We start from the raw sequence: 26,424 nt of genomic DNA, 5'->3' as shown, positions 1-26,424 counted from the left end.
TCCGATTCGTCTCAGACGGCGGGCGCCAGCGTCGGCTGCTCGCAGAGTGGATCGAGAGCGCCGGCCACCGTGCGGATGTCGGCCCCCACGGCGGTGGCGAGCATTCCCGGCCCGGCCAGCGGCATCACCGCGGCATCCGGTCCGGCCGGGCCCGCGGGCAGGCCGACGCCGACGGCCACCAGCGTGCCGACCGCCCGGCCGCCGAGCACCGCCGCGCCGTCCCAGCCGGGCGCGCCCGGACCGACGGCCAGCTCGTGCCGGTAGAGCGTGAAACCCCCGTACCGGATCATGGTGTCCTGGCGAACCGAGCCGGAAGGTTCCTCGTGCCGCCCGCAGACGAGATCGTCGCGCCACAGCAGCCTGCCGCCCTCGCCGACGTCTACCCTGGTCACGGCAATGTGATCGCAGCCGTCCGCAGCGATCAGCGGCTCCGGCAGCCAGTGCAGCACCCCGCCGCCCGCGACCGTGGCGGTGATCGTCAGCCGCGACGGCGGCGCCGGCCGGCCGGGCAGCGCCAGCGAGGCCGCCACGCTGCGCATCTCCAGCCGGGCGCCCGGCCCCACCTCGATGTCCAGCCGCAGCTCGTCACCACGCAGCGGCCCGGCCGCCCCGCCCACGAGATGAACCGTGGCCCAGCCGTCCGCCGGCCGCCCGGTACGCCGCAGCAGCAGCGGTGACTCCCCGCGCAACACCGCGAGCCGGGTGCCGCCCCGCCCGTCGCCGGCCGCGACGATCCGTGCCTCCGCCCGCACCTCAGACCCGGGCCGCGACCAGGCCGCGGATCCAGTCGGCGACCGGCGTGGCCTGCTTGTCCTCAGCCAGCGAGAGGAACACCGTCGGCAGGTCGTGCCGCCGCGCCCGCGCGTCCCGGTCCATCACCGACAGGTCCGCGCCGACCATCGGCGCCAGGTCGGTCTTGTTGATCACGAGCAGGTCGGCGGTGGTCACACCGGGACCACCCTTGCGCGGCACCTTGTCCCCGCCGGACACGTCGACCACGAAGATCTGCTGGTCGATCAGGCCCTTGCTGAACGTCGCCGTCAGGTTGTCGCCGCCGCTCTCCACCAGCACCAGGTCCAGCGGCCCGAGCTTCTCCTCGAGATCCTCCACCGCGTCCAGGTTCGCTGAGATGTCGTCGCGGATCGCGGTGTGCGGGCAGCATCCGGTCTCCACGGCACGGATCCGCTCCTCCGGGAGCACGCCGTTGCGCAGCAGGAAGTCGGCGTCCTCGGTGGTGTAGATGTCATTGGTCACGACCGCGAGCCGCAGCTCCTCGCCGAGCGCCCGGCACAGAGCCGCGACCAGCGCGGTCTTGCCCGACCCGACCGGCCCGCCGATGCCGATGCGCAGCGCGCGGGGCCCGCCGTGCAGCGGCTGATGCGGGTCGACGCCGGGCTCCGGGTGCGTGTGCGGAACCTCGTCGGGGTCGTGCTCGTGCAGTTCCGGGTGCATGTCGTCCTGCCCTTCCCAGATGTTTCGGTCCTGGTCGTACGTCAGTCGGCGATCTTCTTGTTCGGCTCGTGTCTTTCGTTCGGCCTTCGGGGTCTCGGCTTGGTCTTTCGGAAGGCGAACGCGGCTTCCCCGAGGCGGACTCGGCCCTCTCAGGAGGCGAACAGGCGGACCTCCCAGGTGGCGTGGTGCTCGGCGCCGATGTCGAGCAGGGGAGCGCCCGCGGCGGGCAGATCGTCGACCGGGTCGCCCGCCCGTGCCGCCGCGGCCGCCGCGATCCGGTCACACTCGGGGGCCAGACGAGCCAGGAGCGCGTGCACCGCGTACGGATCAAGCCCGAGAAGCCGGACTCCCGCACTCGCCGAGCCGGTCACCAGACCGTGCGCCGCGGCGATCGAGGCGTCGGCGGGCGTCAGCCCGGCGGCCGCGGCCAGAACACCCAGCGCGACCGGCTGATGCGGTTCCCGTCCGATCGGCGGCAGCGACCACATGGCCCGCCCGGCGCGTAGCAGCGCCCGGCCCTGCGCCCGGGACGCCTTGCGCAACGCGGGCGACGGGGTACGAGCGTCCAGGCCGCCGTCCAGTTCCGCGCTGCGGGTCACGTCGGCACAGGCCGCCGCCGCGAACGCCGCCGACACCAGGCCGGTGGTCGCGAGCTTGCCTCGCAGGAACCCGGCCAGCCCGTCGACGTTCCGCACACGTCCGTTCGCGATCTGCGGCTCCAGCCCACCGGAGTGCGCATGCCCGCCCGAGGGCAGCCGCCCATCAGCAAGCAGCAGCAACGAGGCAAGACTCACGCCGCCACCCCCACCAGTGCCGCCACCCCCACCAGTGCCGCCACCCCGACCAGTGCCGCCACCCCGACCAGTGTCGCCGCCGCCGCCGCTTTCGCCGCCGCTTTCGCCGCCGCTTTCGCCGCCGCTTTCGCCGCCGCCGCCGTTGCTGCTGCCGCCGTCGCTGCTGCCGTTGCTGCTGCCGCCGTTGCCGTCACCGCCGCTCTCGCCGTTGCTGCTGCCGCCGGCTCTATCGCGATCTTGTGAGCTTTGGGTGGAACGTCCCACCCGAATCTCACAAGATCGACGGAAGGGCGGGGTTTGGCGTAGTCGCCCGTCGAGATCTTGTGACTTTCAGGCGAGACGTCCCGCCGGAACGTCACAAGATCCGCGGGCTGGTGTGGTGCGGCCAGACCGCGACGTGCCGCAGAGCGGTGGGGTACCGCAGGGCGGTGGGAGGCGGCGGGGTAGTGGGGTGCGGCGCAGTAATGAGGTGTGGCGTGGAGGCGGGATGCCGCGATCTTGTGGTTTTCGGGCGAGACGTCCCGCCGGAACGTCGCAAGATCGGCGGGCTGGTGGGGTGCGGCCAGGCCGCGGAGCGCCGTAGGACGGCTGACTGCGGTGTGGTGGCCAGGTGCGGCGATCTTGTGGATTTCGGGCGAGACGTCCCGCCGGAACGTCGCAAGATCGGCGGGCTGGTGGGGTGCGGCCAGGCCGCGGAGCGCCGCAGGGCGGCGGACTGCCGCAGGGCGGTGGACTGCCGCAGGGCGGTGGACTGCCGCAGGGCGGTGGAGCGTGGCGTGGTGGTGGTGGGGTGCGGCGATCTTGTGGTTTTCGGGTGGGGCGTTGCGCCGGAACGTCGCAAGATCGGCGGGCTGGTGGGGTGCGGCCAGGCCGCGGGGTGCCGTAGGACGGCTGACTGCGGTGTGGTGGCCGGGTGCGGCGATCTTGTGGATTTGGGGCGAGACGTCCCGCCGGAACGTCGCAAGATCGGCGGGCTGGTGGGGTGCGGCAAGGCCGCGGATCGCCGCGGGGCGGTCGACCGCCGCAGGAAGGCGGAGCGCCGCAGGAAGGCGGACCGCCGCAGGGCGGTGGGGTGCGGCGGGGCGGTGGGGTGCGGCGGGGCGGTGGTGGGAGGAGACTGGGTGGGGCATGTCAGAAGAGGAAGTAGCGCTGGGCCATCGGCAGGACGTCGACCGGGTCCGGCTCGATCACTGAGCCGTCGATGCGTACCTCGAAAGTGTCGGCCTTGACCTCGATGCGGGGCATGGCGTCGTTCAGGGGCATGTCCGCCTTGCCGACCGACCGCGTGTCGCTCACCGGGACCAGCGCCCGCTTGACGCCGATCCGGTCGCTGAGCAGCGCGTCGATGGCCGCGGGAGCGACGAATGCGACCGATGTCTGGGCCGGGACCACGCCGTAGGCGCCGAACATCGGGCGGGGCAGCATGGGCTGCGGGGTGGGGATGGAGGCGTTCGCGTCGCCCATCTGCGCGTAGGCGATCATGCCGCCCTTGAGGACCAGCGCGGGCCGTACGCCGAAGAATGCCGGATCCCAGAGGACCAGGTCGGCGAGCTTGCCCGGTTCGATCGAGCCGACCTGCTCGGCCATGCCGTGAGCGACCGCGGGGCAGATCGTGTACTTCGCGACGTAGCGCTTGGCCCGGTTGTTGTCGGCGGCGCCGTCGCCGGCCAGCGACCCGACGCGGGCCTTCATGACGTGCGCGGTCTGCCAGGTACGCATGACGACCTCACCCACGCGGCCCATGGCCTGCGAGTCCGACCCGATCATGCTGATCGCGCCCAGGTCGTGCAGGTAGTCCTCGGCCGCCATGGTCGACGGGCGGATGCGGCTCTCGGCGAACGCCAGGTCCTCCGGCACGGCCGAGTTCAGGTGGTGGCAGACCATCAGCATGTCGAGGTGCTCGCTGAGGGTGTTGCGGGTGTACGGCCGGGTCGGGTTGGTCGACGACGGCAGGATGTTCGGGTGCGACGCCACGGTGATGATGTCCGGAGCGTGCCCGCCGCCCGCGCCCTCGGTGTGATAGGCGTGGATGGATCGCCCGGCGATGGCCCGCAGGGTCTCCTCGACGAAGCCGGCCTCGTTCAGCGTGTCGGTGTGGATCGCGATCTGGACCCCGGACGCGTCGGCCACGGTCAGGCAGGCATCGATCGCCGCGGGCGTGGTGCCCCAGTCCTCGTGCAGCTTGAAACCGCCGGCCCCGCCGCGCAGCTGCTCCCACATCGAGTCGGCGGACATCGTGTTGCCCTTGCCGAGCAGCAGCACGTTGATCGGCCACGTGTCCAGTGACTCGAGCATGCGGGCCAGGTGCCAGGCGTTCGGGGTGACGGTGGTGGCCTTGGTGCCCTCGTCGGGGCCGGTGCCGCCGCCGATGATGGTGGTGATGCCGGCGGCCAGGGCGGTGTCCAGGATCGTCGGGCTGATCAGGTGCACGTGGCTGTCGATCGCGCCGGCGGTGACGATCTTGCCGTTGCCGGCCAGGATCTGGGTGCCGGGGCCGATGACCAGGTCGGGGTGCACGCCGTCCATGGTGTCGGGGTTGCCGGCCTTGCCGATGGCGACGATCAGGCCGTCGCGGATGCCGACGTCGGCCTTGACGATGCCCCAGTGGTCGAGCACGACGACGCCGGTGATGACGGTGTCGGGTGCGCCCTCGGCGCGGGTGGCCCGGCCCTGTCCCATCGACTCGCGGATCACCTTGCCGCCGCCGAAGACGACCTCGTCGCCGGGCACGGGGCCGGCGCTGCGGTCCTCTTCGATCTCGATCAACAGGTTGGTGTCGGCCAGCCGGATCCGGTCACCCTTGGTCGGGCCGAGCAGTGCCGCGTAGCGACGACGGTCCAGAGTGCTCACCGTGGGCTCCCGTTGTGCTCGCCCTCGCCGGTGTCCTCGTAGAGGGAACCGGCCGGCTCGATGTCGGTCAGGTCGGGCTCGGGCGGGGGCGGAGCCTGGTCGAGGGGGCCGCCGGCCAGTCCCCGCAGGCCGGGCACGATGCGGTTGCCGCCGAGCGCCACGAGGACGATGTCGCGGGGGATGCCCGGCTCGAACCGGACGGACGTGCCGGCCGGGATGGCGAGCCGGTGGCCCCAGGCAGCGGTCCGGTCGAACTCGAGGGCCGCGTTCGACTCGGCGAAGTGGAAGTGTGATCCGACCTGCACCGGACGGTCGCCTGTGTTCCGTACCGTCAAGGAGATCGTGGGTTTGCCGGGGTTGATCTCGATGTCCCCGTGACCGAAGAGGATCTCGCCGGGAATGGTCATGAGATCGGCCCGTGCACCGTGACGAGCTTGGTGCCGTCGGGGAAGGTCGCCTCGACCTGCACCTCGGCCAGCATCTCGGGCACGCCGTCCAGGACGTCCTCGCGGGTGAGCACCCGCCGGCCGGCGTCCATCAGCTCGGCGACGGTACGGCCGTCGCGCGCGCCTTCCAGGAGGAAGGCGGTGATGATGGCCGTGGCCTCCGGATAGTTCAGCTTCAGGCCCCGGTCGCGGCGGCGCTGGGCCACGTCGGCCGCGACATGGATGAGCAGTCTTTCCTGCTCGTGCTGACTGAGGAACAAAGGGACCTCCTGCTGATCGCGCCCCGGAATGCTCGCAGGTGGACGTTTCCGACGTGTAACCCGAAAGTTACCTGGGCAGCCGGGCGGAGAGCAGCGGAACCAGCATCGAGGCGTACTTCGTGGTGATGTGGTCGTCGTCGCGCCAGACCAGGACGTTGCCGACCACCGCGGGGCACGAGTCGGTGGTGCAGAACCACGGGACCGGGTCGACCACCCGCACGCCGTGGGTCTTCGCGGTGCGGTCGACGAGCACCTGCCGGTCGGGCAGCGCGACCGAGTCGGCCGCCGGCGCCACGCATTCGGAGATCCGGCGCGAGTTCTCGGCCAGGCACTCCGGCGCGTCCTGCCCGGGCCACGGGGTGTCCCGGATCTGCACCAGCGTGGTCTTCGTGCCCTTGATGGCCCGGAAGGTGGTGTCCCAGCCGGTCGCCCACAGCGGATCGACGGTCACGGCCGGGGCCTTGAGCCGGTTGCCGGCCTCGTCGAGCAGCGGGTTGCCGTCGTTGCCGCTGGAGGAGACCACCACGAGGTACGGCTTGGCCTGCTTGATCTCGGCGAGGACCTGCCCGCGCCAGACCGGGCACTCGGTGTAGGCGCGCTTGAGGGCGGTGCTGAAGGTGCGCACCGAGGCAGCGTGACAGGCGCTCTTGGTGCGGACCATCAGCTGCCAGCCGCGCTGCTTGGCGATCGCGTCCATGGCCGGGAACCAGTGCGCCGCGTGCGAGTCGCCGAAGAGGTAGACGACCCGCTTGCCGGCCGGGTCACCGAAGACGCACGGCCCGGGCGCGGTGGTCTCGAGGTATTCCAGGTGGCAGTTGACCGCGTAGTAGTCGGGTTTGTCCCGCCGTGCGGCCTCGACCTTGGGCGTGATGTTGACGGGCAGCGCGCCGGTGCCGACCGAGGCCGCGATGATCCGGCGCAGCTCGGTCTCCGGTCCGGCGGCCGCGGCGACGACCCGGGTGGTGTCGACGGCCGCGGCGCCCTTCGCCAGCTGCGGCGGCTTCATGATGCCCGCCTGGGCGATCAGCGCGGCGAGCGAGGAGAGCGCGAGGCCGACGGCCAGGCCGCGGCGGGCCCGGGCCTTGACCCACGACTGGTTACGGGCCGGGTTCTCCACGAGGTGGTACGACCCGATCGCCAGCACCAGGGAACCGGCCGCCAGGCCGAGGTTGAGCGGGATGTTCGGCTCGACGTCCGGCATGTGCGGGACGATCATGAGGACCGGCCAGTGCCACAGATACCAGCTGTACGAGTACTTGCCGATCTCCTGGAACGGACGGGTCCCGAGAATCGACACGGCACCTCCGCGCGGTGCCGAGGTGCCACCCGCGATGATCGCCGCCGAGCCGAGCACCGGCAGCAGTGCCGCATAGCCGGGGAAGGCCGTCTCCTCGGTGTAGAGGAAGGCGGAGACGACGACGGCCGCGAGTCCGATCCAGGTCAAGATCGCGGCTACGGTACGGGGAAGCGCGGCCAGCCGGACGGCGGCGACCGCGATCAGGGCGCCGATCGCGAGCTCCCAGGCCCGGGTGTGTGCCCCGAAGTACGCCCACGGCGCCGACGACGCGGTCTGCAGGACGCTGACGGTCAGTGACGCGACGACGACCAGCACCAGGGTGATCACGATGGGCGCGCGGCGCTTGCCCCAGAGCAGCGCGAAGACGAGCAGCAGGAGCGGCCAGACCAGGTAGAACTGCTCCTCGACCGCGAGCGACCAGAAGTGCTGCAGCGGGGACGGCTCGGCATCGGCGTTCATGTACTGGACGCCCTCGTTCGCGAGCCTCCAGTTGATGCCGTAGAAGGTCGCGTAGATCGCGTCGGCGGCGATCGACTTGAACCGGGTCGCCGGGATCCACAGCCAGGCCGCGATCACCGTGACCAGCAGGACGACCGTGGAGGCGGGCAGCAGCCGGGTGGCGCGGCGGGCGTAGAAGGTGGCCAGCGAGACCCGGCCGGTGCGGGTCAGCTCCTTGAGCAGCAGCGTCGTGATGAGGAAGCCGGAGATGACGAAGAACACGTCGACGCCGACATAACCACCCTCGAGCGCCCCGATCCCCGCGTGCGAGAGCACGACGAGCGTCACGGCGACCGCTCGCATACCTTCGATATCCGGTCGGAAACCTAGGTGTGCGGGTGCACTCTGCGGGCCGGGAGCCGGCCGCGCACTGTGGAGTTGGGTGTCGTATGTGACCGACATGTCCTACCTAGTGATGAGTGACCGGCCGGGATCGGGGGCCGAGCTTACCTGCGCGGACACCCGTCTTCCACAGCCGGTTCATCACGACTTCATAGTGAGTTCGGCTCACACTCGCGCGGCCACGCCGGCTATCAATAGGTCGACCGCCAGCGCGAAGCCCGCGTCGTCGGCTTGACCGGAACCGATCAGTCTTCGCATCGTGCCGTTGACCTCGGTGTGCAGCAGTCCTCCGACCAGGACGGCCAGGACCGCGCCGGTGCGCTCGACCTCGGCCTCGGGCAGTCCCGCGGTACGCAGGACGGTGCAGAGGGTGCGCCACATCGGCCCATCGCGCTGGATGAAGTCGTCACCCGCGAAGGCGTACCGGATCAGATTGCTGTGGGCGAGGCTGAGCGCGCGGAACTCGTACGCCAGATGACGAAGTTGTTCCTGCCATGTCCCCTCGCCCACCACGACGTGACGTGCGCCATCCGTGACCAGCCGGGTGATCCCGTCCAGCAGGGCCGCCTTGTTCTCCACGTGGTGGTAGATCGACATCGGGTTGACCCCGAGCTCACCTGCGAGTTTGCGCATGGAGAGCGCCGCGACGCCGTCCGCGTCGACGATTCTGAGTGCGGCCTGGAGGATCGCGTCCTTTGTCAACCGTTGATCACTCGCCTTTGCGGTGTCTGCCATACGCCGTATGGTAGTGCCATACACCGTATGGCTGAGGAGGATTCCCCCGTGACCGCCGCGATTCCCACCCCCCGCGGACTGCCGCTCGTCGGCAATGGACTGCAGGTGCCGGTGGAAGGCACGCACCGGTTCTTCGCCGACCTGGCCGCGCAGCACCCCGGCGGCATCTTCAAGCTCAACCTCGCCGGGCGGCACGTCGTCTTCGTCCACGACCCCGACCTGGTCGCCGAGGTCTGCGACGAGTCCCGCTTCTACAAGCCGATCGACCCGCCGCTCGCCCACGTGCGCGACTTCGCCGGCGACGGCCTCTTCACCGCCCGCGACGGCGAACAGGTGTGGGGTCAGGCCCACCGGATCCTGCTGCCCGCGTTCAGTCAGCGGTCGATGAAGGCGTACTTCCCGCAGATGCTGGAGATCGCCGGCAACCTGACCGGCGCGTGGTCGGGCCGCTCCGAGGTCGACGTGTCCGACGACATGACCCGGCTCGCGCTGGACACCATCACGCTCGCCGGGTTCGGGCAGCAGTTCCGGTCCTTCGAACAGGCCGGGCTGCACCCGTTCCTGCAGGCGATGGGCAACGCGCTGACCGAGGCCATGAACCGGACCCGGCAGCTGCCGATGATCACCGGACTGAAGAAGCGCGCGGATGCGGCGTACAAATCCGATATTGCCGTTATGCAGAACACGGTCGACGAGGTGATCCGGGTCCGCCGGGCCTCGGGCTCCTCGGACACGCGCGACCTTCTCGGTCTCATGCTGGAGGCGTCCGACCCGCTGACCGGCGAGCGGTTGTCCGACGAGAACATCCGCAACCAGGTCCTCACCTTCCTGATCGCCGGGCACGAGACCACGAGCGGCACGCTCGCCTTCGCCCTGCACCACCTGATGCGCAACCCGCACGTGCTGGCCCAGGCCTACGCCGAGGTCGACCGCGTCCTGCCCGGCGACACCGTGCCCACGTACGAGCTGATCATGAAGCTCGACGTGATCCCGCGGATCCTCGACGAGACGCTGCGACTGCACTCGCCGATCACCGCCATCGGCCTGGCTGCCCGGGACGCGACCACCCTGGGCGGCATCTATGAGATTCCGGCGCATCAGAAGATTGCGGTCCTGCTCAAGCCGCTGCACACGTCGCGCGCCTGGTCCGACCCGGAGACCTTCGACATCGACCGGTGGCTGCCCGAGGCCAAGGCCCAGCACCACCCGCACGCCTACAAGCCGTTCGGCAACGGTGAACGCGCGTGCATCGGCCGCCAGTTCGCCCTCACCGAGGCCCGGCTCGCGCTCGCCATGGTCCTGCAGCGCTTCGCGATCTCCGACCCGCACGGCCATGAGCTGCACATCAAGCAGACCCTGACGATCAAGCCGGACGGCTTCCGGCTGCGGGTCCGCGAGCGGCAATCGCACGAACGTCTCGCCTTCGGCAAACCGGTCGCCGCGGCGTCTCCGGTGGCCGAGGTTCAGGCTTCCGGTGTACGGATGCGCGTCGCCTACGGCTCCAACCTGGGCACCTCCGAGGACCTCGCCCAGCAGGTCGCCGACCGGGCCCGGCGCTCCGGCTTCGACGTGAGGGTGCAGACCCTCGACGAACTCGCCGGTGATCTGCCCGCAGACGGACTGCTGACCGTCGTGACGTCCAGCTACAACGGCAAGGCGCCCGACAACGCGCAGGCCTTCGACGACCTCACGATCCCGGCCGGTGCACTGGACGGCGTCCGGTTCGCGGTCCTCGGCAACGGCAACACGCAGTGGGCCACGTACCAGGCGTACCCGCGCCGGGTCTTCGACAAGCTAGAGGCCGCCGGTGCCCGTCCGATCGTCGAGCGCGGCGAGACCGACGCGGCCGGCGACTTCGACGGAATGGCCACGGCCTGGCTCGACGGGCTGTGGACGGCGCTGGCCGGCGAGTTCGGCGCGACCGCTGTCGTCGATGGGCCGCGCTACCGCGTGGAGGTGCTCGGCGAGGATCAGATCCGCCCGGCCGTGGTGTCCGCGCAGGCGTACCCCGTCATGATCATGTCGGTGGAGGAGCTGGTCGGTGACCCGGCCGGGCTGTGGGACTTCAGCCGTGAGGCGCCCCGGCCGGGCGTCAAGGCGATCACCGTCAAGCTGCCCGACGGCGTCTCCTATGAGGCCGGCGACCACCTGGCCGTCTACGCCAAGAACGATCCCGAACTCGTCGAGTGGGCGCTGCACACGCTGCGGGTCTCGCGTGACCTGGTGATCCGTCTCGGACAGGACGGCGAGCGACCCAGCGGCCTGCCGATCGGTGTGCCGGTGACCGCGGGCCTGCTGCTGACCGACTTCGTGGAACTGCAGGAACCCGCCACCCGCTCACAGATCGGTGTGCTCGCCGAGCACACCGAGTGCCCGTGGACCACCCGGCAGCTGATCGCCTGGACCGCCTCGCCCGAGCTGTACACCGACGAGATCCTGGCCAAGCGGGTCTCGGTGCTGTCGCTGCTCGAACGGTTCCCGGCGATCGAGCTGCCGTTCGGGGTGTTCCTCGAACTGGTGGGCACGATCAGGCCGCGCTTCTACTCGATCTCCTCGTCACCGCGCGTCGACCCGTCACTGGTGACCATCACGGTGGGCCTGGTCGACGGGCCGTCCCGGACCGGCAACGGGCGCTACCGCGGCATGTGCTCGCAGTACCTGGCCCGGCTGCAGCCCGGCGACATCTTCTACGGGCACGTGCGGGTACCGGCGCCGCCGTTCCGCCTGCCCGAGGACCCGGCCACCCCGATGATCCTGATCGGACCCGGCACCGGCTTCGCCCCGCTGCGTGGCTTCCTCCAGGACCGCGCTCGGCTCGAGGATCGCGGCCCGGCCAAGCTGTTCTACGGATGCCGTCACCCCGAGCACGACTGGCTCTACCGCGCCGAGATGGAGCAGTGGGCCGACGACGGGGTGACCGACCTGCACCTGGCGTTCTCCGCCGTTCCGGACCACCCGCACCGGTTCGTCCAGGAGGCCCTCGCCGAGCAGGGCGACACCGTGTGGGAACTGCTCGAACAGGGTGGGCACATCTACCTGTGCGGCGACGGGGCGCGGATGGCCCCGGCCGTACGCGACGAGCTGTACGCGATCTTCCGGCGGAACACCGGAGGGAGCGCGGTCGAGGCCGAGGCCTGGCTGCGGTCCCTCGAAGCGGCCGGTCGCTACCAGCAGGACGTCTTCGCCTGACTTGGCTGGGCGCTGTCCTGCTTCAGCAGGGCGGCGCCCCTATTCCGGTAGGGCGGCGCCCTTACTCCGGCAGGGCCGCGCCCCTATTTTCGGCAGGGCCGCCCCTATTTCGGCAGGGCCGCGCCCCTATTTCGGCAGGGCCGCGCCCAGCACCGGTGCCAGCATCGTCGCGTACTTCGGGGAGATGTGGCTATTGTCCCGCCAGGTCATGATGTTGCCGACCATGGCCGGGCACACGGCGTCGGTGCAGAACCACGGCCGGGTCTCGATCACCGTGACGTTCATCGACCGGGCCGTCGCCGACACCAGTGCCTGCCGAGCCGGGACCGCGAACGACTCCGCTGTGGGCCGCGCACACCGGGAGATCCGGTCCGAATTGGCGGCCAGACAGTCCGGGATGTCCTTGCCCGGCCACGGGGTGTCCTCGATCATCACCAGCCGGGTGCCGCTGACCTTCATCGCGTTGAAGGCGCGGGCCCAGCCCTCCACCCACAGCGCGTCGTGCTCCTCGGCGGACCCCTGGCCGATCCGTTTGCCGGACGCGTCCAGCAGGCCGCCGTTGTTGTTGCCGTTCGACGACATCACGACCAGCTTCGGCCGGGTCTGCTTGATCTCGGCCAGCACGTTGTTGCGCCACTCGTAGCACTCGTCGTACGGCCGCTTGAAGACCTGCGCGAAGGTGTGGACCACGGGCACCTGGCAGGCGCTCTTGGTGCGGACCACCAGTTTCCAGCCGCGTTCCTTGGCGATCGCGTCCATCGCCGGGTACCAGTGCGCCGCGTGGGAGTCGCCGAACAGGTAGACCGACTGCTTGCCGGCCGGGTCACCGAAGACACAAGGGCCGGGCGCGGTGACATCCGCGAAGTCCAGATGGCACTTGCTGGAGTAGTAGGCCGGAAGCTCGTAATGCGCTCGCTGCACCTTCGGCGTGTGGTTCGCCGGCAGTGCACCGGCGCCGGCCGACGCCGCGATGATCCGCTTGAGTTCCGCCTCCGGGGCGGCCGCGGTCTTCACCGCCTGCGTGGTGTTCACCGCCTTTCCGCCCCTGGCCAGCTGCGGCGGGTTCATGGTGCCGACCTGGGCGACCAGCGCCGCAAGCGATGACAGCGCGAGACCGACGGCCAGGCCGCGACGGGCCTTCGCCTTGACCCAGCTCTGGTTCCGGGCCGGGTTCTCGATCAGGTGGTAGGAACCGATCGCCACGACCAGCGAACCGGCCGCCAGACCGAGATTGATCGGGATGTTCGGCTCCACGCCCAGCACGAACGGACCGATCATCAACATCGGCCAATGCCACAGATACCAGCTGTACGAGTACTTGCCGATCTGCTGGAACGGCCAGGTCCCGAGGACAGTCACCGCGCCACGGGACGGCGCCGAGCAGCCACCGGCGATCATCGCGGCCGAGCCGAGTACCGGCAGGGCGGCCGCATAGCCCGGGAACGGTGTCTCCTCCGTGTAGAGGAAGGCGGAGACGACGACGGCCGCGAGTCCGATCCAGGTCAAGACCGCGGCTCCGGTACGGGGAAGCGCGGCCAGCCGGGAGGCGCCGATCGCCACGAGGGCGCCGATGCCCAGCTCCCAGGCCCGGGTGTGTGCCCCGAAGTACGCCCACGGCGCCGACGACGCGGTCTGCAGGACGCTGACGGTCAGTGACGCGACGACGACCAGCACCAGGGTGATCACGATGGGCGCGCGCCGTTTGCCCCAGAGCAGCGCGAAGATCAGCAGCAGGAGCGGCCAGACCAGGTAGAACTGCTCCTCGACCGCGAGCGACCAGAAGTGCTGCAGCGGTGAGGGTGCCGCGTCGGCGTTCATGTACTGGACGCCCTCGTGCGCCAGCCGCCAGTTGATGCCGTAGAACGTGGCGTAGATCGCGTCTGACGCGATCGAGGCGAACCGTGTCGCCGGGATCCACAGCCAGCTGGCCACCACGGTGACCAGCAGAACCACGGTGGACGCCGGAAGCAGCCGGGTGGCGCGGCGGGCGTAGAAGGTGGCCAGCGACACGCGACCCGTGCGGGTCAGCTCCTTGAGCAGCAGCGTCGTGATGAGGAAGCCGGAGATGACGAAGAACACGTCGACGCCGACGTAGCCGCCTTCGAGCGCACCGATCCCCGCGTGCGAGAGCACGACGAGAGTGACCGCGATGGCCCGCATGCCCTCGATGTCGGGCCGGAACCGCAGATGCGCTCCCGCTGCAGGCGCGGTGCCGGTGCTGGCCGGACTCTCAGATCGGGACGCCGCGATATTGGCGTCGTGTGTAACCGACATGTCCTGCCTAAATGGAAAATTCGGCGCCGCGGGCCGCCCCCGGACGGTTGGCTGGGAGATCCTACAGTCCGAATCCATAGCTCGCACATAGTCGATTCATCGACCGTTCAAAGCCGCCTGGCAGCCTCCGGCCGACCGACCGGACCGGTGTTCCGCCCCGTGCTGCGGGTTCTCAGGCGGCCTCTGCCTCGCCCGTCTCGCCGTCATCCTCGCCGGGCCCGTCCGTTTCGGCGGGGCTCGTGGCGGTCTGCTCCGGAGTGGAGGTTGTACCGGTCGTCGCCTCACCGGTCGGCTCGGTGGTGGCGGGCGTCTCCGCCGGCCGGGTCGACGCCGGGCTGGGCGTGCGACTTGCGGGGGCCTGGGTGCGCTCGGTCTTCTTCGGTTTGTCCGGGGTGTCGCCGGCGTTTCCGCCACCGGAGTCCGCGGTCGAGGACCGGCCGGCGGAGGTCGCCGGTGCCGCCGGTGCGTTCGTCGTCGGTTTCGGATCGCCGCCGAAGAACCCGAAGGGGTCGGTGATCGCGATCACTCCGGCGACCCCGAACAGGACCGCGGCAAGAATCAGAACCGGCAGAAGGCGCCGTTTCCGATCACCGCTCCCAACTGTCGGCAGTAGCCCGGTCCGCCCCGGCGTCGCCGGCCGCGTTCCTCCCTCCCCAGCGGTTCCCGCGCCTACGGTTCCCGCGCCGGTGGCTCCTGCTCCTACGGCTTCTGCACCGCCGCGAGGCGTCGCCTCGGCGCCACCCAGGCCCGCGCCGCTCGGGCTCGGGCCTATCTGATTTGTGGCGGCCTGGTTCGCGTTGGCCCGGTTTGTGTCGCCCGGGTTGGTGGCAGGCCGGTTCGTGTCAGCCTGGTTCGTGTGGGCGGCGATTCCTGCCAGGCCCGCACCGGCGATGCCCGCAGCAGCCGTGCTTTCGGGCCTCTCGCCGGCCGTGCCGGTCCTCGACACGTTGTCTTCGGCAGAGTCGGTTGGATTCGTGGCGGCGTCAGCCGCTTGTGCGGCGTCAGTCGGCTTGCCGTCGTCGGCACGGTGACCGCCCGGAATGTCGGCCTCGGTGTTGTCCACATAGGCGCTGTCGTCGGACGTGTCATCGAACGCGTGCATGCCAACCACACCGATCCAGGGAGCACCCGCCCTGGTAGCGGCAAGGCCGCCCCGGTCAGCATCCCGATCGTCGTCCGGTGAGGCAGCCATTCCAACGGTTCGCTCTGGGTCGGCACCCCGCCCGCCGATGCCGTCGATCCGTTCCGGGTCGGTGTTCGGCCCGCCGATGCCGTTGATCCGTTCTGGGTCGGTGTTCGGCCCGCCGATGCCGTTGATCCGTTCCGGCTCGGTGTTCGGCCCGATGCTGTCCGCCGGGGAGCCTTTGTCCCCGAGGTCGTGTGCCGAGGTGCCGTGATCGCCGGTACTGTCTCCATCCGCCTGCTTGCTGACACCGTCCGCCGACGGGTTCGGCGCGGCGATGCCGTTCGGTGCAGCGATCGTTCCAGCGATGCCGTTCGGCGTACTGATGCCGTCCGCCTTGGCTGACGGTCCAGTGATGCCCTTGAGGTGCGTGTTCGGTCCGGCCGTGGCCGACGCGGCGGCCCGCGCCATGGCTCCCGCGGAGGGGAAACGGTCCGTGGGGTTCTTGGCCAGGGCAGTCCGGACGATCGCGCGTACCTCGGCCGGGATCTCATCCGGCAGCGGCGGCGGATCGTCGTCCAGGTGCTGCAGGGCGATGGCGATCGGGTTTTGGCCCTCGAACGGCGGGTGCCCGGCCAGGCAGTGATAGGCCAGGGCACCCAGGGCGTACACGTCCGCCGCCGGGCCGGTCTCCTGCCGTGCCACCTGCTCCGGTGCGATGTAGAGGGCGGTACCCACCACTTCACCCGCGCCCGTCATGGTGCCGGAGTGCGCGGACCGTGCCACCCCGAAGTCGACCAGCACCACGGTGCCGTCCGGCTCGATCAAGAGGTTGCCGGGCTTGACGTCGCGATGCACGATCCCGGCCTTGTGCGCTGCCTCCAACGCCTGGGCAGCCTGAGCGACGACGGACATCGTCTCGGCCGGGGTCAGGCGGCCGCGACGGGCGAGCATCCGGTTCAGGGGCTCACCGTCGACTCGGGCCATGACGAGATAGGCGTCCTCGGCGTCGGTGCTGCCGAAGTCGTACACCGTCACGACACCGGGATGCCGCAGTGCCGCCAGAGCGCGCGCCTCGTGCCGGAAGCGCCGCTGGAACCCCCGGTCGGTGGCCCGGTCGGCGAGGAGGGTCTTGACGGCGACTGCCCGCTTGAGGACGGTGTCGGTCGCCTGCCAGACCTCACCCATGCCGCCGGCGGCGATGCGATCGTCAAGCCGGTAACGTCCGCCGAGCAACTCTCCGGGGTGAGGCATGGAAGTTCCTCTACCCAGGAGAGCCTTCGGTTACCCGTTACCGCTCAGGCTCCGGTGCGGAGACATGGTCGCTCATGCGCCCCGATACAAGACGTGGTCACTCATGCGCCCCGATACGAGACGTGCTCACTCGTGCGCTCCTGTCCAGACGTGGCTGTTCATGGCTCCTCTGTCGCTCAGGCGCCTGTGTAAAGAACGGCGTCGATCTCGATGTCGAACCCGACCAGCGGCACCGGCAGCGTCGTGCGTACCGGCCGGTGTTCACCCTTGATGTACTCCTGGTAGATCTCGTTCATCTCCGGGAAGTCGGCGAAGTCACGCAGGTAGACGCCCACCCGCACGGCGTCGTCGAGGCTCGCACCGGCCGCCTCGGCGACGGCGGCCAGGTTGCGGAAGGCCGCGTGCGCCTGCTCAGCGAAGCTGCCGGTCACCCGCGTACCGTCGGGCAGCGCCGGGATGGCACCGGCCAGATAGATCGTGTCACCGGCGACGACGGCGTGCGAGTACGGGCCACCGGCCGGCGCAGCCTTGTCGGTCATCACAGCACGCTTGGGCATCAGGAACTCCTCGGTTTCGTTCTCGGGAACTGTTCGGCCAGCCCATCCACATCCACCAGGGGTGTGGCGAGCAGGGCACGGATATCGCGTTGGCGGCGGTCCAGCGCCGCTCGCTGCGTTTCGGTGAGCGGGATCCAGGGCGCCGGGGGAGCGGGCAGTCGTGGCGTGAGCGGACGGCCGCCCACGTAGGTCGCCTCGTTCACCAGTCGTACCGGTGACACACGGACCTGCCGGTGCGCGTCGACGACCGGGAACGGCTCCTCGCGTACGTCCCAGATCGCTATGTCGGCGGGCGCGCCGACCGTGAGTGTCCCGCCGGGCAGGCCCAGAGCCTGTGCGGGATGCACGGTGACCGCGTCGATCACCTCGGGTAACGGCACACCGGCGGCGAGGAGTTTCGCCATGGTGGTCGGCAGATCGAAGACCGGACCGTGCAGCGAGCGAGCGTGCAGGTCGGTGGAGACGGTGAAGGGGCGCAATCCGGCCTCGAGCTGTGCCTCGAGCACGTCGAAGGCGAACCCGCCGGAACCGTGCCCGAGATCCAGCAGGACTCCCCGGTCGGAGGCCGCGTGAACGGCCGGACCGAGCGGGGCGGCGATACCACTCGCGCAGTGCGTCACGATGTCGCCGGGGCGCAGCAGGTCGAGGACCTCGTCCAGAGCGGGCGGCGACGTGCCGATGTGGACCATGACCGGCACACCACACGCCTCGGCCGCAGCCAGGCCCCGGCGCAACGGTTCCACCCCGTTGGCTCCCACGGTGTCGGTGTCGATGCGCACCTTGATGCCGTGGATCAGGTCGCGGTTGGCCCGGATGGTGTCGATGGCGAGCGCGGTGTCACAGTTCGCCAGGTCACGGCTCTCACCGGTGCGCCCGGCCAGACCGATCGCGGAGATGTTGAGCAGCGCCGGCACCCGAACCGTGGCCGTGGTGGCGACGTGTCGTAGCCCGGCCAGCGTGAACGCGCCCGCCGATCCGGCGTCCACCCAGGTGGTGACGCCGGAATACCAGGCGATCGGATCCGGGTCGATGCCCCAGTAGCCGGGACCGACATGGGTATGCAGGTCGATCAACCCGGGCGTGACGAGCCGTCCGGAGACGTCGACCACCGAGCCGGCCTCCGGCCGCAGCTCCGGCCCGATCGCGGCGATCCGCCCGTCGCGCACCGCGATGTCACCCTGCGCGGCACCGGCGAGAACCAGGTCGTAATCGCGATCCCGTACGCGGGGGTGATCGCCCGCGGCCATCTGCTCCTGACTCATCGGGCCGTGCTCCCATCCGGCGCGGAGGGAAGATGAGTGGCGGTCGCAAGCCTCGGCATCTCACTCATCGGTGGCACCGCCATTCGGCGCGGACGACCGGCCGGTGGCGAGGGTGGCCGTGATGGCCAGGCGGTAGAGGCGGGCCGGCCGGCCTTTCTGATGGGGCTGGGTGCTGCCGTCCGCGACTGCCAGTCCGGCCTCGGCGAGCTTACGGATGAGGCGTCTGCCGCTCGGGTCGGTGATGCCCAGCGCATCAGCCAGTTCGCCGGGGGAGACCGGGCGGCCGCCCAGCGACCGCTCCAGCGCGGCCAGCCGGGAGAGTGTCGCCGGACTCAGACCGGCTCGGCCGGCGAGCTGTTCCAGCCCGCCGTGCTGCCGGTAGGTGTAGGTGAGCGGCGGGCCCCCGGCACCCATCGGGCCGATCATCACGCCGTCGTCGGTGATGAGGTAGGCGGTGGCGGAGCCGTCCTGCTCGGCGCGGTCGGCAGCCTGCTCGGCCAGCGCGACACTGCGGCGCGCGGACGGTCCGATGCCGAATCCGGCGAACGCTCCGGCGGCACGGTCGGCGTCGGCCGGGACGAGGCCGGTCCGCTCGGTCTCCTCGGCGCGGTCGTCCGTGGCTCTCGAGTGCCAGGGGCCCGGTGCGCGTACCCAATGGTGGGTGATCTTCTCGAAGACCGCAGCCGGCGCGAACGCCACCAGACCACGGGAGCCGTGCTCCTCGACCCATGCGTCGGCCAGCTCCGGAATCTCCTGCAGCATCCCGCGCAACACGGCCCGTGTGGTGCCCGTGCCGGGGGGCCGGAAGACCGCCGCCGCGAACCGCTGCTCGTCGGCCCGCTGCCGGCGGATCCGGAGGACCAGCTCGTGCAGATCGGCCCGGATCGTCCCCGGTGTGGCCAGGGCGTGCAGGACGGCGGTCCGGCCGTCGAGCGCTGCGGCGACGCCGGTGCGCACGGTGATCACATAGGGCGCGGAGGTGCGGGCCAGACGGTCACGGTGGAAGGCCACCACCTCGTCGAGGGACTGCTCCGGGTCGAAGGGCATGGTGGCGATGGCCCCACGGTCGAGATCCAGTGCCGCGGCGACCTCGTCGACCGTCTCGGCGGCGAAGGTGTCGATGCTGACCGGTGCGGCCGGCCATCCGTTACCGCGGGCACGCGCCCAGGCCAGGGCCAGGTCGAGAGCGGCGGAACGGGTGACCGAGACGGGTAGGCCGGCGGGGATCAGGTCGCGGGCACGGGACCACGGCACCAGCCCGAGCAGCAGACCGTCGACGTCGCCGGTGGACAGCAGCTCGCCGACCCGGTCGCGGATCTGGTCCTCCCGGTCGTAGATCGCCCAGGCGAAGGAGGCCCCGGTGAGCGTCCGCGCCGCCTCGGCGAAGCGCTCCCGATGGCCGGAGTGGACCACCAATCCGACGACCATCCCGTCCTCCTCGTCGGCCGATTGCACTTGTGGTTCGTATGTGGCTCGTATTAGCGTCCTCCATATCGCTCACCGGGTCAAGGAGGCGTCATGAACGAGCCACTTACGAGCATCGTCCCGCTTCCGCGGGCGATCACCGGCTCGACGGGCGTCTTCCGGTTCGACGACACGACCGGCCTGACACCGGGCCCCGGCACCGAGCGGGTGGCGGCCTGGCTGCGCGGTGTGCTCGTGCCCGCCACCGGGGCGTCGCTAGCGCCCGGTGCGGGCGGGATCCGGCTGCGGATCGACCGGGGCAGGCCGGCCGAGGGTTACGCCCTTGAGATCACCACGAACGGGGTCGACATCGCGGGAGGTTCCGCGGCCGGCGTCTTCTACGGCGCTCAGACCCTTCGCCAGCTGCTACCTCCGGCGACGCTGCGTCGCGCCCGCGTGGACCCCGGCCCCTGGGAGGTGCCCGCCCAGCTGATCGTGGACGAGCCGCGGTTCACCTGGCGGGGCCTGCTCCTCGACGTGGCGCGCCACTTCATGCCGCTCGCGGACGTGCTGCGCCTCATCGACCTGGCCGCGTTCCACAAACTCAACGTCCTTCACCTGCACCTCACCGACGACCAGGGCTGGCGCTTCGAGGTGCCCGGCTGGCCACGGCTCACCGAGGTGGGCGCGTGGCGGCGGATGACCATGCTGGGGGCACGCGGTCACGAGCGCTACGACGGGCGTCCGCACGGCGGCTTCTACACCACCGACGACCTGCGCGAGATCGTCGCCTACGCGGCCGAGCGGCACATCACGGTCGTGCCCGAGGCCGACATGCCCGGCCACATGCAGGCCGCCATCTCGGCGTATCCGGAGCTCGGCAACGGCTTCGACGGTCCGGTCCGGGCCGCCTGGGGCATCTCCGAGCACGTCCTCCAGGTCGGCCCCGAGTCGATCGACTTCTGCCGGGCGGTCCTCGACCACCTCTGTGACGTCTTCCCCGGTGAGCTCATCGGCATCGGCGGTGACGAGTGCCCGGCCGTCGAGTGGGAGACCAGCCCGTCCGCCCGCGAGCTGATCCGGTCGGAGGGGCTGGCGGGCGCTCATGAGGTTCAGCGCTGGTTCACCGCCCGGATGGCCGAGCATCTCGCCGGTCGCGGCCGTCGTCTCTACGGCTGGGACGAGATCCTCGCCGGTGGGGCTCCGCCGGGTGCGGTCGTGGCGGCCTGGCGCGGTCATGAGCCGACCGGGCACGCGATCCGTGCCGGTCATCAGGTGGTCGCCTGCCCCGACATCGCGGCCTATCTCGACTACCGGCAGTCCGACGATCCCGGCGAGCCGACTCCGGTCGGCACCCGGCTCACCCTCGCCGACGTGTATGCCTTCGAGCCTGTGCCGCCCGGCCTCGGCCCGGATGAGACCGCGCTGGTCCTCGGCGGGCAGGCCAATATCTGGACCGAGCACCTCGAGTCCGCCCGTCGCGTCGACTATCAGGCGTTCCCGCGGCTGTGTGCCTTCGCCGAGGCCGTCTGGGGCCCGGCCGGGCGTGACTTCGCCGACTTCTCCGCGCGGCTGCCCGGCCACCTGGCCCGGCTCGACGCGCTGGGCGTCGACTACCGCCCGCTCACCGGCCCGCGGCCCTGGCACGCCCGGCCCGATGCGCCCGGCAACCCGCGGTCCCTCCCCGACCGTCTCGCCGAGCTGCACGAGATGACCGCCGACCTGCGTCGCAAACCGGAGCAGCAGGCAGCCTCCCCGGCCCCCGCCGGGAGCCCGAGTGACACGCGATAGTCCTGGAGCGGCGGTGGGAGCCCGAGTGACACGCAGTGGCCCCGGATCCGTGCGGGGACCCCGAGCCGTGGTTTCAGGGCAGCGCAGGCAGGAGCCGTCGGGCCAGTCGCAGCGGCCGGGTCGTCCGGCCCTCATGGCCCTCGAAGGACCACACCTCCGACAGCACCGCCTGGACGAAACCCCACGCCACCACCCGCTCGCACGGCATGCCGAGTCCGTCGGCGAGCTGTTCGATGCGGGCGTCCACCAGGTCGAGGACGGTGTCGTCGGCACCGGCCGGATCCGGGTTGTAAAGCAGTGCCCCGATCTCGTAACCCGGATCGCCCACCACGCCGTGCGGGTCGATCGCCAGCCACGGCTCGCGCTCGGCGGCGAGGACGTTGTCGTGATGCAGGTCGCCGTGCAGTACCACCCGCTCGGTCGCGGTGGCGCACAGCTCGCCGAAGAGGCGTCCCGCCCGTTCGACCAGATCCCGTGGCAGCGGGTCGTCACCGGGGAAGCGCCGCAGGTGCCGGGCGAAGGATTCGGTGCGCCGACTCAGCTCGGGCAGTGCCACCCCCGCCGGAGCCGGCCGGTGCAACCGCTTGACCACCTCGATCAGCCTGGCCGTGGCCTCCTCGTCCCGGTGGGGCACCAGGTCCCGGAGCTGGTCGCCGGGGCGGGCCTCCTCCAGCAGGAGCGCGCCGCGGGCATCGTCGCGGGCCAGCACGGCGATCGCCCCCCGCCCGGCGAAACACTCCAGGGCGGTCGCCTCGTCCGCCAGATGACCCGCCTCCGGCAGGGCGAGCTTGAGCACCGCCGTGCTGCCGTCCGCCCGGCGCACCCGGCCGACCCAGTTGATACTCAGCGGGAGCGGCCCGGTGATCCGCAGGTCCCACTCCCGCAGCAGTCCGTCGGCGATACCGGGCAGCGCTGCCAGCCACGCCTGTCCGGACTCGCCCCAGATCCGCTCGACATTGCGGATGAAAGCACCGGACATCGTGAAATCGACCATGACGAGCAGTCTGACAGCGACCGGCAACGGACCGACGCGGCAGGAGGCGGGGCGACATGACGATCGACTGGCGGAGCAAGGGATTCTGGCAGCCGGATGACGCGCTCGATCCACAACGGATCGCGGCTGACCGGCAGGGAATCTTCGACGGCGGGTTCACGTGGCCGCTGCTCGTGGTGCATCGCGTCGCGATCGAGGCCAACATCGCGACGATGGCGGCGTACTGCCGTCGGCACGGTTTCGACTTCGCACCCCATGCCAAGACCACGATGGCGCCGGGCCTGCTGGAAGCTCAGATGGCGGCCGGCGCGTGGGCGCTGACCGTGGCCACACCGAACCAGGCCCTGGTGCTGCGGCGGCTCGGCGTCGGCCGGGTTCTGATCGCCAACGAGGTCCTCGATCCGGTCGTGCTGCGCTGGCTGGCCGCTGAGGGCGCGGCCGGCTGGGAGGTGTACATCCAGGTCGACTCCCTCGCCGGAGTGGCTGCCGCGGCATCGGCCGTCGCGTCCTCCGGCGCGGCCGCCGACGGCGTGATCCGGGTTCTCGTCGAGCTGGGGCACGCGGGCGGGCGTACCGGGGTCCGGAGTCTCGAGGAGCTGGCGACGGTTGCCCGGGCGGCCGCCGAGGCGCCGGGTGTGGAGCTGGCCGGGGTCGCCGGCTATGAGGGTCAGCTGGCGGATCAGGCCGGCGTCGACGCGTTTCTCGAGCGACTGGTCGTCGGCGTGGCCCGGCTGCGCTCGGCAGCGCTGCTGCCCGACCCACCGGTCGTCGCGGCCGGCGGGAGCGCCTGGTTCGACCGGGTCGCCGAGAAGCTCGCCGCTCTGCGCGGGGAGGCGCGGCTGGTTCTGCGCAGCGGCGCGACGGTTACCCACGACGACGGGTTCTATCGGGAACGGACACCGTTCGTGCGTGTGCCGGAGGAGGGTCCGCTTGCCGCGGCGCTGGAGATCTGGGCGCAGGTGATCTCGGCTCCGGAGCCGGGGCTGGTGATCGTCGGCATGGGCAAGCGGGACGCGCCGTTCGACGAGGGCCTGCCTGTGCCCAGGGAGATCCGGCGAGCGGACGGGACCGCAGGGCCGGCCACGGGCCTGCGGGTGACCAAACTGAACGATCACCACACGTACCTCACCGGGGACGACGATGACCTCGTGCCCGGAGACCTGATCGGGTTCGGGTTGTCTCACCCGTGCACCGCGTTCGACAAGTGGCGTGACATCCCGGTCGTCGACGAGGAGCGGCGCGTCGTGGACGTGCTGCACACCTACTTCTGAGGAGGCGCCATGACCGACTTCCGGCTGGAGAGATGGGACGAGCGTGCACCTGAGCTGCAGCGACGTGCCAACACCCCGGAGATGCAGGCGTTCCTCGCCGGGGTGGAGCCGGAGGAGGCGCTGACCTCACGGCACCGGCGGATCCTCGACGGGATGCGGGAGGGCGACACCGAGATGTTCCTGATCGTGGTGGACGAGGCCGGTGCGGTGGGGTCGGTCGGCTACTGGGAGAAGGAGTGGCGGGGCGAGACCGTCTACGAACTCGGGTGGAAGGTCCTTCCCGAGTTCCAGGGCCGTGGCCTGGCCGGTCGGGCGCTCACCCGGACCCTCGCGCACGCCGCCGCCCGCGGCCGGATCCGCTGGGGTCACGCCTTCCCGCGGACCGACAACGTGGCGTCGAACGGCCTGTGCCGCCGGACCGGATTCGAACTGCTCGGTGAGGTGGACTTCGAGTTCCCGAAGGGCAACCCGCTCCGGTGCAACGACTGGCGGTTCGACCTAGCGGGTGCCGGCGAGAAATGAGGCGAGGGCTGATGCCTCCGCGTGCCAGACTCCTCGACCGTGACGACGATGACGCTCTGGCGGCCCACCGGCCCGATCGAGCTGGGCCTGGTACGGGACTCCGGCTGGCGGCGCTGGCCGCCACGCCTGCCTGACCAGCCGATCTTCTACCCGGTGCTCAACGAGGACTACGCGATCAAGATCGCCCGCGACTGGAACGTTCCGGCCTCGGGCGCGGGGTACGTCACCCGGTTCGAGGTCGACGCCGTGTTCGCCGCTCGCTATCCGGTCCGGCAGGTCGGGGGTGACACCATCCTCGAGCTGTGGGTGCCGGCCGAGGAGTTGGAGGAGTTCAACGATCACATCGTCGGCACGATCGATGTCGTCCACGAATTCAAGAGTGCGACTGCCGGGTGAATCGGGAGCGGGACCGCCGTACTCATGAACGTCGGTCCCCTAGTGGGGGATGGCCTGTCTGATCGATGGTGTTTACGGTGGTCGAGCGTCGAACGAGCGCTTTAACCGCCTGCGCATCAGGAGTCCGCCATGTCCGTATTCCGCGCAGCCGCGAGCGATCCCGCCTACCGGCCGTCGATCGAGGCGCCGCATCCCGCGAGCGCCGCGCAGCAGCGCCATCCCCTGCCGCCGGGCCAGTGGGTGCCGCCCCAGCGTGCTCAGGACGCCGCGTACACGGACGGGCCCACCGAACCGCTGGGCACGACCCGGGAGGCCGCAGCACGGGAGATCGCCATCCGCGAGGCGGAGGCCAGGGAGGCGGCGGCGCGGGAGGTCGCGTTCCGTGAGGCGGAAGCGAGGGAGGCCGCGGCGCGTGAGGTTGCGGCGCGGGAGGTCGCGTTCCGCGAGGCGGAAGCGAGGGAAGCCGCGGCGCGTGAGGTTGCGGCGCGGGAGGTCGCGTTCCGCGAGGCGGAGGCGAGGGAAGCCAAGTCCAGGGAAGCGGCCGTCAGGGAGGCCGCGGTCCGTGAGTCGGAGGAGCGGGAGGCGGCGGTCCGCGAGGCCGCGAACCGGAGGGCGGCTGTCACGGAGGCCAACCCCCAGGATGCTGTCCTGCGGGATGCCGTGCCGCGGGACGCGGCCGCGAGGGATGCCGAGACGCGAGGCGCCACGACACGGACCAACGATGCGCGGGCCCACGATGCACGTGGCAGCGATGCGCGGGCCCACGATGCACGTGACAGCGATGCGCGGACCAGCGGAACACGAGGGGCCGACGGGCGCGACGACGACGCGCGTGGCGCTGACGTCTGGGGCACCGGCACGCGGGGTGGTGAGGCGCGGGGTGGTGAGGCGCGGGGCGGTGAGGCGCGGGCGAGTGACGGGCCGGGCTACGACATTCGGGACGCGGAGTCGCGGAAGGCGGGCTCGAAGAAGATCGGCTCGAAGAGGGGCGACCCCGCGACGGACAGGGAGGACGCCGCCGGGGACCCGCGGGCGGCGGTGTCCCAGGGGAGCGCCCGGCCGCGCCGCCGGCCCGGTGTGGTCCTGGCCGTACTGCTGAGTCTGCTCGCCCTGTTGATCTCCGGCGCCACCGGCTTCCTGTCGTGGCAGACGTTCCGGGCGACGACGTCGGCGGCGATGACGAGGACGGCCACGACCGCGCCGCAGCCCTCGGCCGCGACAGCCCAGGCCCAGGCTCCGGCGCAAGCGGAGGCACGGCCCCCGCGACCGGAGTCGTATCCGGTGGCGTATGCGAAGGAGCCGTTGCGCCTGCAGCTCGACTGTGCCGCCGTGATGTTCCTGGATCTCGACGAGCCGCGGGCCGACGCCGCCGAGGCGCTGGGCGATCTGCGCTACGAGAGCCGCTGTGGCACCCGGCCGGCGCGGCTCAGCCTGGGCGCCGGGGCGGCCGGGGGCAGCCGTCAGGCCAGCGCCGACACCGACGCCGCCGGATGTGATCGGGCGATCCGTACCAGCCCGCTCGGCCGTGGTCTGCCGGTGGAGGTCAGGAGGGGCACGGCGCTCTGCGTGCTCACCGCGGCGACACCCGCCGAACTCGTGCTCGTGGAGATCATCGACGTCGGCGGCTCCGGCACCGCCGGCCTGCGTGCCACCTCGTGGCAGGTTCCCTAGAAGGCGGGTGACCGGCCCGTGGCACGCGGCGCGGGGTGCTCC

At 71.1% G+C, this 26,424-nt stretch carries 21 protein-coding genes; 7 read left to right on the top strand and 14 right to left on the bottom strand.

Features of this window, described 5'->3' with window-relative positions; genetic code table 11:
• Window positions 1-11: 11 nt before the first annotated feature.
• From CLV67_RS30585 to CLV67_RS30575, 3 genes are all read right to left on the bottom strand, one after another.
• The gene (locus tag CLV67_RS30585; protein ID WP_106324546.1) at window positions 12-752 is read right to left on the bottom strand and encodes an urease accessory protein UreD; all 741 of its coding nucleotides are present in this window, start codon (window positions 750-752) and stop codon (window positions 12-14) included.
• Window position 753: 1 nt separating this feature from the next.
• Window positions 754-1,452: an urease accessory protein UreG gene (ureG, locus tag CLV67_RS30580; protein WP_106324544.1), complete on the bottom strand. Its 699-nt coding sequence runs from the start codon at window positions 1,450-1,452 to the stop codon at window positions 754-756.
• A gap of 149 nt (window positions 1,453-1,601) precedes the next feature.
• The gene (locus tag CLV67_RS30575; RefSeq protein WP_239166619.1) at window positions 1,602-2,147 is read right to left on the bottom strand and encodes an urease accessory protein UreF; all 546 of its coding nucleotides are present in this window, start codon (window positions 2,145-2,147) and stop codon (window positions 1,602-1,604) included.
• A gap of 42 nt (window positions 2,148-2,189) precedes the next feature.
• Between CLV67_RS30575 and CLV67_RS52135 the strand changes: the two genes are divergently transcribed.
• A complete protein-coding gene (locus CLV67_RS52135; protein WP_170154061.1) occupies window positions 2,190-2,489 on the top strand; it encodes a hypothetical protein in 300 nt (99 codons plus the stop codon).
• 888 nt (window positions 2,490-3,377) lie between these two features.
• Here the strand turns inward: CLV67_RS52135 and CLV67_RS30565 are convergent.
• The 5 genes from CLV67_RS30565 to CLV67_RS30545 all read right to left on the bottom strand — a co-directional run bounded on the left by CLV67_RS30565 (window position 3,378) and on the right by CLV67_RS30545 (window position 8,674).
• Window positions 3,378-5,096 carry an urease subunit alpha gene (locus CLV67_RS30565; RefSeq protein ID WP_106324540.1) on the bottom strand — a complete coding sequence of 573 codons (1,719 nt, stop codon included), beginning with the start codon at window positions 5,094-5,096 and terminating at the stop codon, window positions 3,378-3,380.
• Complete coding sequence (locus CLV67_RS30560; protein ID WP_106324538.1) at window positions 5,093-5,503, bottom strand: urease subunit beta; 411 nt, start codon at window positions 5,501-5,503, stop codon at window positions 5,093-5,095. Before CLV67_RS30560 ends, CLV67_RS30565 begins: the two co-directional genes overlap by 4 nt.
• A complete protein-coding gene (locus CLV67_RS30555; RefSeq protein WP_106324536.1) occupies window positions 5,500-5,802 on the bottom strand; it encodes an urease subunit gamma in 303 nt (100 codons plus the stop codon). The genes CLV67_RS30560 and CLV67_RS30555 overlap by 4 nt, the downstream gene beginning before the upstream one ends.
• Window positions 5,803-5,869: 67 nt before the next feature.
• Window positions 5,870-7,900 (bottom strand): acyltransferase family protein, encoded by a 2,031-nt coding sequence (locus CLV67_RS30550; RefSeq protein WP_239166620.1) that lies wholly within the window; start codon window positions 7,898-7,900, stop codon window positions 5,870-5,872.
• Between the two features lie 204 nt (window positions 7,901-8,104).
• On the bottom strand, window positions 8,105-8,674 hold the full coding sequence (locus CLV67_RS30545) for a TetR/AcrR family transcriptional regulator (RefSeq protein ID WP_106324532.1): 570 nt from the start codon (window positions 8,672-8,674) through the stop codon (window positions 8,105-8,107).
• A 48-nt stretch (window positions 8,675-8,722) separates the two neighbouring features.
• Between CLV67_RS30545 and CLV67_RS30540 the strand changes: the two genes are divergently transcribed.
• Complete coding sequence (locus CLV67_RS30540) at window positions 8,723-11,863, top strand: bifunctional cytochrome P450/NADPH--P450 reductase (RefSeq protein WP_203737414.1); 3,141 nt, start codon at window positions 8,723-8,725, stop codon at window positions 11,861-11,863.
• Window positions 11,864-11,989: 126 nt separating this feature from the next.
• Here CLV67_RS30540 and CLV67_RS30535 read toward each other — a convergent pair whose 3' ends face one another.
• The 5 genes from CLV67_RS30535 to CLV67_RS30515 all read right to left on the bottom strand — a co-directional run bounded on the left by CLV67_RS30535 (window position 11,990) and on the right by CLV67_RS30515 (window position 19,788).
• Entirely contained in the window at window positions 11,990-14,137 is a 2,148-nt protein-coding gene (locus tag CLV67_RS30535; protein ID WP_170154066.1) for an acyltransferase family protein, read from the bottom strand.
• A gap of 172 nt (window positions 14,138-14,309) precedes the next feature.
• The gene (locus CLV67_RS54590) at window positions 14,310-16,514 is read right to left on the bottom strand and encodes a serine/threonine-protein kinase (RefSeq protein WP_106324525.1); all 2,205 of its coding nucleotides are present in this window, start codon (window positions 16,512-16,514) and stop codon (window positions 14,310-14,312) included.
• 176 nt (window positions 16,515-16,690) lie between these two features.
• Entirely contained in the window at window positions 16,691-17,071 is a 381-nt protein-coding gene (locus CLV67_RS30525) for a RidA family protein (protein WP_106324523.1), read from the bottom strand.
• Window positions 17,071-18,333, bottom strand: coding sequence for an amidohydrolase family protein (locus CLV67_RS30520; RefSeq protein ID WP_239166621.1), 1,263 nt, complete (start codon window positions 18,331-18,333; stop codon window positions 17,071-17,073). Before CLV67_RS30520 ends, CLV67_RS30525 begins: the two co-directional genes overlap by 1 nt.
• A gap of 60 nt (window positions 18,334-18,393) precedes the next feature.
• Window positions 18,394-19,788 carry a helix-turn-helix domain-containing protein gene (locus tag CLV67_RS30515; protein ID WP_239166622.1) on the bottom strand — a complete coding sequence of 465 codons (1,395 nt, stop codon included), beginning with the start codon at window positions 19,786-19,788 and terminating at the stop codon, window positions 18,394-18,396.
• Window positions 19,789-19,851: 63 nt separating this feature from the next.
• On the opposite strand from CLV67_RS30515, the gene CLV67_RS30510 reads away from it, so the two are divergent.
• Window positions 19,852-21,528, top strand: coding sequence for a beta-N-acetylhexosaminidase (locus tag CLV67_RS30510; RefSeq protein ID WP_106324521.1), 1,677 nt, complete (start codon window positions 19,852-19,854; stop codon window positions 21,526-21,528).
• Window positions 21,529-21,601: 73 nt separating this feature from the next.
• On the opposite strand, the gene CLV67_RS30505 is transcribed toward CLV67_RS30510, so the two are convergent.
• Window positions 21,602-22,522, bottom strand: coding sequence for an aminoglycoside phosphotransferase family protein (locus tag CLV67_RS30505; protein ID WP_146169354.1), 921 nt, complete (start codon window positions 22,520-22,522; stop codon window positions 21,602-21,604).
• A 56-nt stretch (window positions 22,523-22,578) separates the two neighbouring features.
• Here CLV67_RS30505 and CLV67_RS30500 point away from each other — a divergent pair, with 56 nt between their 5' ends.
• The 4 genes from CLV67_RS30500 to CLV67_RS30485 all read left to right on the top strand — a co-directional run bounded on the left by CLV67_RS30500 (window position 22,579) and on the right by CLV67_RS30485 (window position 26,382).
• Window positions 22,579-23,793, top strand: coding sequence for an alanine racemase (locus CLV67_RS30500; protein ID WP_106324518.1), 1,215 nt, complete (start codon window positions 22,579-22,581; stop codon window positions 23,791-23,793).
• Window positions 23,794-23,802: 9 nt separating this feature from the next.
• Window positions 23,803-24,315: a GNAT family N-acetyltransferase gene (locus tag CLV67_RS30495; protein WP_106324516.1), complete on the top strand. Its 513-nt coding sequence runs from the start codon at window positions 23,803-23,805 to the stop codon at window positions 24,313-24,315.
• A gap of 48 nt (window positions 24,316-24,363) precedes the next feature.
• A complete protein-coding gene (locus CLV67_RS30490) occupies window positions 24,364-24,711 on the top strand; it encodes a hypothetical protein (protein ID WP_106324514.1) in 348 nt (115 codons plus the stop codon).
• Window positions 24,712-24,840: 129 nt separating this feature from the next.
• Window positions 24,841-26,382 (top strand): hypothetical protein, encoded by a 1,542-nt coding sequence (locus CLV67_RS30485; RefSeq protein ID WP_106324512.1) that lies wholly within the window; start codon window positions 24,841-24,843, stop codon window positions 26,380-26,382.
• Window positions 26,383-26,424 lie beyond the last annotated feature (42 nt).

It is taken from the genome of Actinoplanes italicus, from assembly GCF_003001815.1.
Taxonomy (GTDB): domain Bacteria; phylum Actinomycetota; class Actinomycetes; order Mycobacteriales; family Micromonosporaceae; genus Actinoplanes; species Actinoplanes italicus.
This window is presented reverse-complemented; position numbering and strand designations above follow the sequence as displayed.

What these genes read in the sequence shown, in the direction of transcription:
- CLV67_RS30495 (WP_106324516.1), top strand. Translation starts at nt 23,803, where the DNA reads ATGACCGACTTCCGGCTGGAGAGATGGGACGAGCGTGCACCTGAGCTG.
- CLV67_RS30510 (WP_106324521.1), top strand. Translation starts at nt 19,852, where the DNA reads ATGAACGAGCCACTTACGAGCATCGTCCCGCTTCCGCGGGCGATCACC.
- CLV67_RS30535 (WP_170154066.1), bottom strand. Translation starts at nt 14,137, where the DNA reads ATGTCGGTTACACACGACGCCAATATCGCGGCGTCCCGATCTGAGAGT.
- CLV67_RS30490 (WP_106324514.1), top strand. Translation starts at nt 24,364, where the DNA reads ATGACGCTCTGGCGGCCCACCGGCCCGATCGAGCTGGGCCTGGTACGG.
- CLV67_RS52135 (WP_170154061.1), top strand. Translation starts at nt 2,190, where the DNA reads ATGCCCGCCCGAGGGCAGCCGCCCATCAGCAAGCAGCAGCAACGAGGC.
- CLV67_RS54590 (WP_106324525.1), bottom strand. Translation starts at nt 16,514, where the DNA reads ATGCCTCACCCCGGAGAGTTGCTCGGCGGACGTTACCGGCTTGACGAT.
- ureG (WP_106324544.1), bottom strand. Translation starts at nt 1,452, where the DNA reads ATGCACCCGGAACTGCACGAGCACGACCCCGACGAGGTTCCGCACACG.
- CLV67_RS30505 (WP_146169354.1), bottom strand. Translation starts at nt 22,522, where the DNA reads ATGGTCGATTTCACGATGTCCGGTGCTTTCATCCGCAATGTCGAGCGG.
- CLV67_RS30550 (WP_239166620.1), bottom strand. Translation starts at nt 7,900, where the DNA reads ATGCGAGCGGTCGCCGTGACGCTCGTCGTGCTCTCGCACGCGGGGATC.
- CLV67_RS30545 (WP_106324532.1), bottom strand. Translation starts at nt 8,674, where the DNA reads ATGGCAGACACCGCAAAGGCGAGTGATCAACGGTTGACAAAGGACGCG.
- CLV67_RS30560 (WP_106324538.1), bottom strand. Translation starts at nt 5,503, where the DNA reads ATGACCATTCCCGGCGAGATCCTCTTCGGTCACGGGGACATCGAGATC.
- CLV67_RS30500 (WP_106324518.1), top strand. Translation starts at nt 22,579, where the DNA reads ATGACGATCGACTGGCGGAGCAAGGGATTCTGGCAGCCGGATGACGCG.
- CLV67_RS30485 (WP_106324512.1), top strand. Translation starts at nt 24,841, where the DNA reads ATGTCCGTATTCCGCGCAGCCGCGAGCGATCCCGCCTACCGGCCGTCG.
- CLV67_RS30520 (WP_239166621.1), bottom strand. Translation starts at nt 18,333, where the DNA reads ATGAGTCAGGAGCAGATGGCCGCGGGCGATCACCCCCGCGTACGGGAT.
- CLV67_RS30525 (WP_106324523.1), bottom strand. Translation starts at nt 17,071, where the DNA reads ATGCCCAAGCGTGCTGTGATGACCGACAAGGCTGCGCCGGCCGGTGGC.